General features: G+C 71.3%; 10 protein-coding genes. 7 read left to right on the top strand and 3 right to left on the bottom strand.

From position 1 onward, the window contains the following. The 5 genes from IEX22_RS12570 to IEX22_RS12550 all read left to right on the top strand — a co-directional run. Positions 1–995: pseudouridine synthase (locus IEX22_RS12570; protein ID WP_188668756.1), on the top strand; the 995-nt coding region annotated here is incomplete at its 5' end. Positions 996–1,002: 7 nt separating this feature from the next. Next, positions 1,003–2,130 (top strand): prephenate dehydrogenase, encoded by a 1,128-nt coding sequence (locus tag IEX22_RS12565; RefSeq protein WP_188668755.1) that lies wholly within the window; start codon positions 1,003–1,005, stop codon positions 2,128–2,130. Beyond that, the gene (gene cmk / locus IEX22_RS12560; RefSeq protein ID WP_229660014.1) at positions 2,127–2,867 is read left to right on the top strand and encodes a (d)CMP kinase; all 741 of its coding nucleotides are present in this window, start codon (positions 2,127–2,129) and stop codon (positions 2,865–2,867) included. The genes IEX22_RS12565 and cmk overlap by 4 nt, the downstream gene beginning before the upstream one ends. A 36-nt stretch (positions 2,868–2,903) precedes the next feature. Then, positions 2,904–3,593: a lysophospholipid acyltransferase family protein gene (locus IEX22_RS12555; protein WP_188668753.1), complete on the top strand. Its 690-nt coding sequence runs from the start codon at positions 2,904–2,906 to the stop codon at positions 3,591–3,593. A gap of 804 nt (positions 3,594–4,397) precedes the next feature. Further along, positions 4,398–5,609, top strand: a complete 1,212-nt coding sequence (locus IEX22_RS12550) for an NAD(P)/FAD-dependent oxidoreductase (protein WP_188668752.1) — start codon at positions 4,398–4,400, stop codon at positions 5,607–5,609. A gap of 54 nt (positions 5,610–5,663) precedes the next feature. On the opposite strand, the gene IEX22_RS12545 is transcribed toward IEX22_RS12550, so the two are convergent. From IEX22_RS12545 to IEX22_RS12535, 3 genes are read right to left on the bottom strand one after another with little or no spacing between them, the layout of a single operon-like run. Then, a complete protein-coding gene (locus IEX22_RS12545; protein WP_188668751.1) occupies positions 5,664–6,440 on the bottom strand; it encodes an ABC transporter permease in 777 nt (258 codons plus the stop codon). Continuing rightward, the gene (locus IEX22_RS12540; protein WP_188668750.1) at positions 6,437–7,345 is read right to left on the bottom strand and encodes an ABC transporter ATP-binding protein; all 909 of its coding nucleotides are present in this window, start codon (positions 7,343–7,345) and stop codon (positions 6,437–6,439) included. The genes IEX22_RS12545 and IEX22_RS12540 overlap by 4 nt, the downstream gene beginning before the upstream one ends. Next, positions 7,342–7,713, bottom strand: coding sequence for a GntR family transcriptional regulator (locus IEX22_RS12535; protein ID WP_188668749.1), 372 nt, complete (start codon positions 7,711–7,713; stop codon positions 7,342–7,344). Before IEX22_RS12535 ends, IEX22_RS12540 begins: the two co-directional genes overlap by 4 nt. 201 nt (positions 7,714–7,914) lie before the next feature. Here IEX22_RS12535 and der point away from each other — a divergent pair, with 201 nt between their 5' ends. Next, on the top strand, positions 7,915–9,471 hold the full coding sequence (gene der, locus IEX22_RS12530; protein WP_188668748.1) for a ribosome biogenesis GTPase Der: 1,557 nt from the start codon (positions 7,915–7,917) through the stop codon (positions 9,469–9,471). Then, a complete protein-coding gene (locus IEX22_RS12525) occupies positions 9,468–9,881 on the top strand; it encodes a hypothetical protein (RefSeq protein WP_188668747.1) in 414 nt (137 codons plus the stop codon). The genes der and IEX22_RS12525 overlap by 4 nt, the downstream gene beginning before the upstream one ends. Positions 9,882–9,919: the final 38 nt, after the last annotated feature.

Raw genomic sequence — 9,919 nt, 5'->3', positions numbered from 1 at the left:
CCGGCGGCGGCCGTGCCGGCGACGACCGACGCACCGGCGGCGGCCGGCCCGGTCGACCCGGTGGCGCCGCGAAGTTCGGCGCGGGCAAGCAGGCCCCCGGCCGCAGCAAGCCCGGCGACGGCAGGACCGCGAAGCCCTTCGCCAACGAGCGGTTCGGCAAGGACGTCAAGCCCGTCGGCAAGACGCCGAGGACCCACGCCCCCAAGCACCGCGGCAGCGCGACCCCGCCGCCGTCCGGCCCGCTGGCCCGCCCCGAGCGCCTCCACAGCAAGGACGGCGAGCGGCTGCAGAAGATCATGGCCCACGCCGGCGTCGCCTCCCGGCGCGTCTGCGAGGAGATGATCGAGGCCGGCCGCGTCGAGGTCGACGGGCAGATCGTCCGCGAGCTCGGCATCCGCGTCGACCCCCAGCGCTCGACCATCCACGTCGACGGCATCCGCATCCAGGTCGACGAGACCCTGCGCTACCTCGTCTTCAACAAGCCCGCCGGCGTCGTCTCCACCATGGACGACCCCGAGGGCCGCCCGGCCATCTCGAACTTCCTCCGGGAGACGCCCGAGCGGCTCTTCCACGTCGGCCGCCTCGATGTCTCCACCGAGGGGCTGCTGCTGCTGACCAACGACGGCGAGCTGGCCAACCGGCTCACCCACCCGTCCTACGAGGTGCCGAAGACCTACCTCGTGCAGGTCCGCGGTCCGCTGCCCAAGGGCATCGGCGCCCAGATGAAGGCGGGCATCGAGCTCGAGGACGGGCTCGCCAGCGTCGACTCGTTCCGCCTGGTCGACTCGACCCCGGGTCACGTGCTGATCGAGGTCGTGCTGCACTCGGGTCGCAACCGGATCGTGCGTCGCCTGTTCGACGCCGTCGGCTTCCCCGTACTGCGCCTGGTGCGCGTCAAGCTCGGCCCCATCGCCTTGGGCGACCAGAAGCAGGGCTCGATCCGCGCGCTCGGCCGCCAGGAAGCCGGCGTCCTGCTCGCCTCGGTCGGCCTGTAGGCCGCGGATGAACCCGACGCTGCTGAAGAAGTCCGCCCACCTGCACGGTCCGGTGCTGATCATCGGCACCGGCCTGCTCGGGGCCAGCATCGGCCTCGGGCTGCGGCAGCGCGGCATCGACGTCTACCTCTCGGACGCCTCGCCGTCCGCGGAGGCGGTGGCCACCGACATCGCCGCCGGGTCGCCGCTCGCGGACGCCCCGGCGGACCTGGCACCGGAGCTCGTCGTCATCGGCGCCCCGCCGGACGTCTGCGGCAGCCTGGTCGTCGAGGCCCTGCGCACGTACCCGCGCGCCGTCGTCACCGACGTCGCGAGCGTCAAGACCGCGGTGCTCGACGACGTGCGGGCGGCGGCGGTGGACGACGACGCCGTCGACGTCCGCCGCTACCTCGGCTCCCACCCGATGGCCGGCCGCGAACGCTCCGGCGCGGTGGCCGCCCGGGCGGAGTTGTTCACGTCCGCGCCCTGGGTGCTCTGCCCGCACGACGACGTCGACCCTCACGCCTACCGGACGGTCACCTCGCTCGCCGTGGACCTGGGCGGCGTCGTCACCACGATGGAGCCGGCGGCGCACGACGAGGCGGTCGCCCTCGTCTCGCACCTGCCGCAGGTCGTGTCGTCGCTGCTGGCGAGCCGGCTGCAGGACACCCCGGCGGCCTCCCTGTCCCTGGCCGGGCAGGGGCTGCGCGACGTCACCCGGATCGCCGCGAGCGACCCGGGCCTCTGGGTGCAGATCCTCGGCGCCAACGCCCGCCACCTGGTGGAGCCACTCGAGGGCATGCGCGCCGACATCGACCGGCTGCTGCACACCCTCCGCGCCCCCACCGCACCCGGGGCCCGCCTCGACATGGCGCAGCTCATCGCGGAGGGCAACGCCGGGCAGGCCCGGATCCCGGGCAAGCACGGCGGCCCGGCCCAGCAGTTCGCGTGGCTGACCGTGCTCGTGGACGACAAGCCGGGACAGATCGCCCTGCTCCTGACCGAGATCGGCAGCCTGGATGTGAACCTGGAGGACATGCGGCTCGGGCACTCCGCCGGGTTGCCCGTGGGCATGGTGGAGATCGCCGTGCTGCCGTCGAAGAAGCAGTCGCTGGTCGATGACCTGACCGGCCGAGGATGGAAGGTGGTCGCGTGAGCGCCAGCGCAGTAGGCCGGAACGGCAGCAACGGGTTCGACGCGTTCGACGGCGAGCTGGTCGTCGCGATCGACGGGCCCTCGGGCTCGGGCAAGACGAGCGTCAGCCGGGCGGTCGCCCAGCGGCTCGGCCTGCAGTTCCTCGACACCGGTGCCATGTATCGCGCGCTGACCTGGTATTGCCTGGATTCGGGGATCGACCTGACCGCCGCAACCGCCGCCGCCGACGAGAAGCTGGCGTCCGACGTCGTCGAGGCCGCCGTCGAGCTGCCGCTGACGATGCACCTGGATCCGGAGCACGAGACCGTCGAGATCGACGGGCAGGACATCACCGCCGCCATCCGGGAGCCGCGCATCTCCGGCGCCGTCAGCGCCGTCGCCACCAACACGGCCGCCCGCGCCGTGCTGGTCGAGCGGCAGCGCCGGCTGATCGAGCAGACCGGCCGCCGCGTCGTCGCCGAGGGCCGGGACATCACCACCGTCGTCGCCCCCGACGCCACCGCCCGCATCCTGCTCACCGCCTCGCCCGAGGCGCGGATGGGTCGACGCGGCGATCAGCTCGGCGGCACCCACTCCGACGCCACGCTGCACCGGCTCGTCGTCGAGCGCGACGCGAAGGATTCCACCGTGGTCGACTTCATGACCGCCGCCGACGGCGTCACCACCGTCGACTCCACCGAGCTGGACTTCGAGCAGACCGTTGACGCCGTCATCGACGTCATCCGCGCGTCGAAGTGAACGCAGCGACGTGAACCGCGACGTGAGCACCGCTTCATGAACGCCGCGACCCGCGCGGAGCGCCCGGGGGAGCATGCCGCACCGTCGCTGTGGATGAACCGGTGGAGCCGGCCCGTGGGGCGATTCCTCGACCACGCGCTGTACGCGACAGACGTCGTCGGCGCCGACACGGTGCCGGTCACCGGACCGGTCATCTTCGCGGCCAACCACATCTCGGCGCTGGACGGCCCGGTGCTGGTCGGCGCGGCACCGCGGTTCATGAACGTGCTGGTCAAGCGGGAGATGTTCACCGGGTTCCTCGGCACGGTGCTGCACTACTCGGGGCAGTTGCCGGTGAACCGGGCGGGGGACCGGCGGGCGCTGCAGACGGCGAAGGCCGTGCTCGAGGCGGGCCGCTGCGTCGGAATTCTGCCCGAGGGCACCCGCGGCGGGGGCGATGTCGCCGCCATCAGCGGCGGGGTCGCCTGGCTGGCGCTGGCCACGGGCGCCCCGGTGGTCCCGGTCGCCGTCCTCGGCACCCGGCGGACAGGGGAGCGGGTGGGCCACATCCCCCGCCTGCGCCGCCGCTTCACCGTTCACTTCGGGGCGCCGGTCCCCATTACGACCGACGCCGGGCTCACCGGGCGGGCCCGGATGGAGGCGGCGACGGAGACGATCCGCGTCGCCCTGGCGTCCCACGTGAGCGCCGCCGTCGCGGCCAGCGGTGTGGCGCTGCCGGCCGACTGACACGAGCTCCGTTGTCGTGCCCGGTGCCGCCTCGGCGAGTCTGCACACCGTTTGAAACCGTTCTTACTGTCGGCGGACCGTCGAGGCCTCCGCACACCAAGTGGGACCGTTCTTGCCGTCGGCGCGCGAAATTCCGTCCCGTTCGGCACTACCGGTCCCATCGGCGGTTACCCATCGGGTTCGGACGAATTCCCCGCATAGCTGTGGCGCGCCGTCGCCGTCGTCGTTGCTGACGGCGGACCGTGAAGCTGTCGAGGCCTCCGCACACCGTTTGGGACCGTTCTTACCGTCGGCGCGCGAAATTCCGTCCCGTTCGGCAATACCGGTCCCATCGGCGGTTACCCATCGGGTTCGGACGAATTCCCCGCATAGCTGTGGCGCGCCGTCGTCGTCGTTGCTGACGGCGGACCGTCGGCGCCGCCGCACACCGTTTGGGACCGTTCTTACTGTCGGCGCGCGAAATTCCGTCCCGTTCGGCACTACCGGTCCCATCGGCGGTTGCCCATCGGGTTCGGATGAATTCCCCGCCTGGCTGTGGCGCGCTGCCGCCGTCGTTTGCTGACGGCGGACTGTCGAGGCCGTCGAGGCCTCCGCACACCGTTTGGGACCGTTCTTGCCGTCGGCGCGCGAAATTCCGTCCCGTTCGGCAATACCGGTCCCATCGGCGACCGCGGCGGCCCACCGACACCGTCTCCGCGCGCGTTGTTGACCCCACGCTCGCGTCCGACGCCGCACCCACCCAGCCGCCAGATCGAACCGGAAGACATCTCGACTACCGAGACAACCGGTGTAGTGTCCCAGAGCATGGCCCAGCGCGAGACCGACACCGTCCCGATCCATGCCCAGGTCCTCATCGTCGGCGGCGGGAACGGCGGCGTGTCGCTGGCCGCGCGGCTGAACCGGCAGGGCGTCAACGACGTCGTCATCGTCGAACCGCGCGTCGAGCACCAGTACCGGCCGCTGCTCTCCTACGTCGGTGCGGGCCTCGCCTCGATCGACGCCGCGCGCCGGCCGCAGGAGCAGGCCATGCCGTCGGGCTCCAGGTGGGTGCGCGACGCCGTCGACCGCGTGGACCCGGGTGCCTCGACTGTCACGCTGACCGGCGGCGCCACCATCCGCTACGACCAGCTCGTCCTCGCCGCCGGCTCCCGGCCGGACTGGGACGCCATTCCGGGTTCAGCGGAGGCGCTCCTGGCCGAGAACGCGTCCACCAACTACCTGTTCGACCTGGCGCCGAAGACGTGGCGGCTGGTCGACGGGATGCGCTCGGGCACCGCCCTGTTCACCATGCCGGACGACACCTGCCCGTGCGCCGGCGCCGCCCAGAAGATCCTCTACCTGGCGTGCGACCTCTGGCGCAGCCGCGGGGTGCTCGGCGACATCCGCGTCGTGCTCACCGTCCCGACGCCCACCGTCTTCGGCGTGCCCGTCGTCGACGACGAGCTGATGCGCACGATCGCCGAGTACGGTATCGAGCTGCGCACCAACACGACGGTGCGCCGCCTCGACCGGGAGACGAGCACCGCCACCCTGGCGACCGACGGCGCCACCTCCGCACTGACCTACGACCTGCTACACCTGACGCCGCCGCACGCCGCGCCCGCCTGGGTCGAGCACTCCGGCCTGTCGTCCGTGAACGCCGGCGGCTTCGTCGACGTCGACCCCGGCACCCTGCAGCACCGCCGCCACCCGAACGTGTGGGCCCTCGGGGACATCGCCGCGACGCCGGGCTCCAGTTCCGGCGGGGGACTGCGCAAGCAGACGCCGGTCGTCGCGAAGAACCTCCGGTCCGTGCTCGCGGGCAAGCCGCCGACGCAGCGCGCCACCGGCTACACGGTCAGCCCCTTCACGGTCAGCCGCCGCACCATGGTGTTCGCCGAGTTCGGCCCCGACGGCGCTCCGATGCCCAGCACCAGGCTGATCGAGCTCCGGAAGGAACGCCGCAGCACCTTCCTGCTGGACCGCCACGCCCTCCCCTGGATCTACTGGCACCGCATCCTCCGCGGCAAGGCCTGACGGCGGCGCCGGCACCCGGCACCGTGCGGTGTCGGGTGCCGGCGTCGCCGACCGTCAGTCGCGGGTGGTGGCGCGGCGGAGGTTGAGGAAGCCCGCGACCGCGGCGAGCAGCGTGATGACCAGGCTCCACAGTGCGACGCCGGTCGGGCCGGCCGCGGCGAACCACGCGCCCACCGCAGGCCAGCCGTCCCCCAGGGTGACGAGTGCCGCGATGCCGACGAGCACGACGGCGGCGCCGACGAGGAACAGCGTCAGTCCCGTTCCCCGCCACCGCACGAACACCGTGGCGATGGCCGCGCCGATGAAGAAGAAGAACAGGAAGGCGAGGAACACGATCAGCAAACGGCTGAGTGGGTTCTCGGTGAAGTAGATGGCGGTGAACATCCGGCCGCCGAGCCCCCACCCCCCGGTCGCCGTCTCGAGCAGGCCCATCACGGTGAACGCCACGCTCCAGCCCAGGGAGAGCACGACGAAGACGAGCGACGTGCCGAGATAGTAGTCGCGACGCGTGGCGCCGAAGCCCTGGGCGAAGGCGAAGGTGGCGTTCATCGCCTGCACCGCGACGATGAGCATGTACACGAAGAGGTAGAACGTGGCGCCGCTCCACTGGAGGCCCTCGCGCGCGTCCGCCTGGGCCTCCGCGGGCACCGACCGCAGGATGATCCACCAGATCGCGAGGTTCACCAGGAAGATCCCGCCGAGCACGATGGCGGGAATGACGACGACGGTCATCGGATTGGCGAAATGGAGTCTGACGACGCTGCCGATCCGCGACCCCGAGGTCGAGGGGGAACGGAACGGGGCGGGATGGGCGGGGGCGGTGGTGGTCATGCGCTGCGCTCCTGGTGAGGGTCGCCGTCGGTGACGGCGGCGGGCGTGCGGGTGAGTCGGATGACGAGTTGCTGCAGCGAGACCGGGGCGAGTTCCAGTCCGGCGGCGTGCGCCGCGTGGCGGCCGCTCTCGTCGAGCCCGGAGATGGTGGCGGACGCGAGCCCGCCGATGCCGTCCCGGGCGATGACGTCGCGGCCCTCGGCGAAGGCGTCGACGGCGGCGCGGGTGCCCGCGACGGTGGCGGCGGATCCGCGGAGCTCGTCCGCCTCGGCGTCCACCACGATCCGTCCCTCGTCGATGAGGATGACGCGTTCGAGCAGGTTGGAGACCTCGTCGATCAGGTGGGAGGAGAGCACGACGGTGCGCGGGTGCTCCGCCCAGTCCTCCAGGAGGCGGTCGTAGAACGTCTGCCGCGCGACGGCGTCGAGCCCGAGGTACGGCTCGTCGAAGAAGGTCAGCGGAGCGCGCGCCGCGAGGCCGACGATCACCCCGACCGCGCTGAGCTGCCCGCGGGAGAGCTTCTTGATCCGGCGGCGGGTCGGGAGGCGGAACTCGTCGACGAGGCGATCGGCGAACTCGGCGTCCCAGCCGTCGAAGAACCACGGGGCCGTCTTCAGCACGTGCTGCACCCGGAAGTCGTCGGGGTACTTCTGGCTCTCCTTGATGAAGGAGACCCGCGCCAGCACGGCGGCGTTCTCGACGGGGGAGTGGCCGAAGACCTCGACCGACCCGGAGCTGGCGAACTCCTGCCCGGTCAACAGGCGCATCAGCGTCGTCTTGCCGGCACCGTTGCGGCCGAGCAGGCCGTGGATGCGGTTCTCCTCGAGGTCGAAACTGGCGCCGTCGACGGCGGTGACCTCGTGGTAGCGCTTGGTCAGGTCGCGGACGCGGGCGATAGCCGTCATCGGTGGTCCTCCTCGGCTCGGGACCGGTCATCGATCATGGATCGGAGCTGCCCGGTGGTGATGCCGAGCTTGGACGCCTCCGCCAGGAGCGGGGCGATGTACTGGGCGCTGAAAGCGTCCCGACGGGCGCTGACGATGCGGTCCCGAGCGCCGGGGGCGACGAACATGCCGATTCCCCTTCTCTTCTGGAGCACGCCGCGATCGACGAGCAGGTTCACGCCCTTGCCCGCGGTGGCGGGGTTGATGCGGTGGAAGGCGGCGAACTCGTTGGTCGAGGGCACCTGGCTCTCCTCGGGCAGCGTGCGGTTGATGATGTCGTTCTCGATCTGCTCCGCGATCTGGAGGAAGATCGGTCGACTGTCGTCCACGCTGACTCCTACTTGGTTGGTTAGTTACTACAGTAACTAACCAACCAAGTGGCGCGCGTGGTGTCAAGAGTCGCCGTCCGACGGCCGGGCATGGTGCGGGCGGGCCGTAGACTGGAACACTGGTGAACGGCGCATCCATCGCGCAACAGACGCCCCGACCGTTCCCTCCCACCTGTCTTCCACCGCAAGGATTTCCCCGTCATGAGCGAGAGCGTCTCCAAGAACGCCGGCACCGGATCGGACGCCGGCGACGAGTACGTTCCCACCCGGGAGGACGACGTCGCCGAGCGCCTCGCCGCGATGACCGACACCGAGGCCGAGCAGCGGGCCGACGCCCTGCGCGCCGGCCTGGCCGACTACGAGCTCGACGAGGACGACCGGATCCTGCTCGAGGCCGAGCTCGCCGACATCGAGGAAGAGCTCGAGGGTCGTCTCGACCCGGTGCTGGCCATCATCGGCCGCCCGAACGTCGGCAAGTCCTCCCTGGTCAACCGCATCCTCGGCCGCCGCGAGGCCGTCGTCGAGGACGTCCCCGGCGTCACCCGCGACCGGGTCGCCTACGGCACCCAGTGGAACGGCAAGAACCTCACCATCGTGGACACCGGCGGCTGGGAGCACGACGCGCGGGGCATCCACGAGCGGGTCGCGGACCAGGCCGAGGTGGCCGTGGACGCGGCCGACGCCGTCGTGCTCGTCGTCGACGCCCTCGTCGGCGCCACCGCCACCGACGAAGCGATCGTCAAGATGCTGCGCCGCAAGGGCAAGCCCGTGCTGCTGGCCGCCAACAAGATCGACGACTTCGCCCAGGAGGTGGAGGCCGCCGGTCTGTGGTCCCTCGGCATGGGGGAGCCGCACCCCGTCTCAGCCATGCACGGCCGCGGCGTCGCCGACCTGCTCGACGAGGCCCTCAAGGTGCTGCCCGAGTTCTCCGCCGTCGCCGGCATCGCCCGCACCGGCGGTCCCCGCCGCGTGGCGCTGCTCGGCCGGCCGAACGTCGGCAAGTCGTCGATGCTGAACAAGCTGGCCGGGTCCGAGCGCGTCGTCGTCGACCCGATGGCCGGCACCACCCGCGACCCGGTGGACGAGTTCATCGAGCTCGGCGGGCGGATCTGGCGCTTCGTGGACACCGCGGGCATCCGCCGCCGCGTGCACATGCAGCGCGGCGCCGACTTCTACGCGTCCCTGCGCACCCAGTCCGCGCTGGAGAAGGCGGAGGTCGCCGTCGTGCTGATCGCCGTCGACGAGGTGGTCTCCGAGCAGGACGTGCGCATCCTGCAGCTGGTCATCGAGTCCGGCCGCGCGCTGGTACTGGCGTTCAACAAGTGGGACCTGCTCGAGGACGAGCGGCGCCGCTACCTGGAGCGCGAGATCGAGCAGGACCTCGCGCACGTGGACTGGGCGCCGCGCGTCAACCTGTCGGCGAAGACCGGCTGGCACAAGGACCGCCTGGTGCCCGCGCTCGACGTCGCGCTCGAGTCCTGGGACCGGCGCATCCCCACCGGCAAGCTCAACGCCTTCCTCGGCGAGCTGGTCGCGGCGCACCCGCACCCGATCCGCGGCGGCAAGCAGCCACGCATCCTGTTCGGCACGCAGGCCTCGTCCCGGCCGCCGAAGTTCGTGCTCTTCACCACCGGCTTCCTCGACCCCGGGTACCGCCGGTTCATCACCCGCCGCCTGCGCGAGACGTTCGGCTTCGAGGGCACACCCATCGAGGTCACCATGCGGGTGCGCGAGAAGCGGGCGCGCGGCAAGCGATGAGCACCGGGGCGCGGGTCGGCGGGTACGTTCTCCGCTTCGTGCTGTGGGCCGTACCGATCGGCGGCGTCCTCTGGGCCGCGAATGTGGTCCTGGACCAAGGAGCGGACTGGTGGGAGGTCGCGCTGTACACCCTGATATCGGCGGCGCCGCTGCCGTGGCTGACGACCAAGTACGGCGAACGGTACCGGCGCCCGGTGTTGGTGGTCGCCGCCATGGTCGCGGTGTATGTCGTGATCATGGCCATATTCACGACGATTTTCCGCAGCCAGTCTTTCTTCGTGTGGGTGATCTTCGGCGTGATGCTCCTGTCGGCACAAGAGCTGTTCTCCTGGAAGAAAGCCCACGACGACGCACGGGACAAGACCGGCGGTCCGACAGCGGACGACTCTCGCGACCCGGCCGCCGACTGACCCTTGCTCGCGTGGCCGTTCGCCGGTGATGCTTGACC

Origin of the sequence: Tersicoccus solisilvae, from assembly GCF_014643255.1 — a bacterium.
GTDB lineage: Bacteria > Actinomycetota > Actinomycetes > Actinomycetales > Micrococcaceae > Tersicoccus > Tersicoccus solisilvae.
This window is presented reverse-complemented; position numbering and strand designations above follow the sequence as displayed.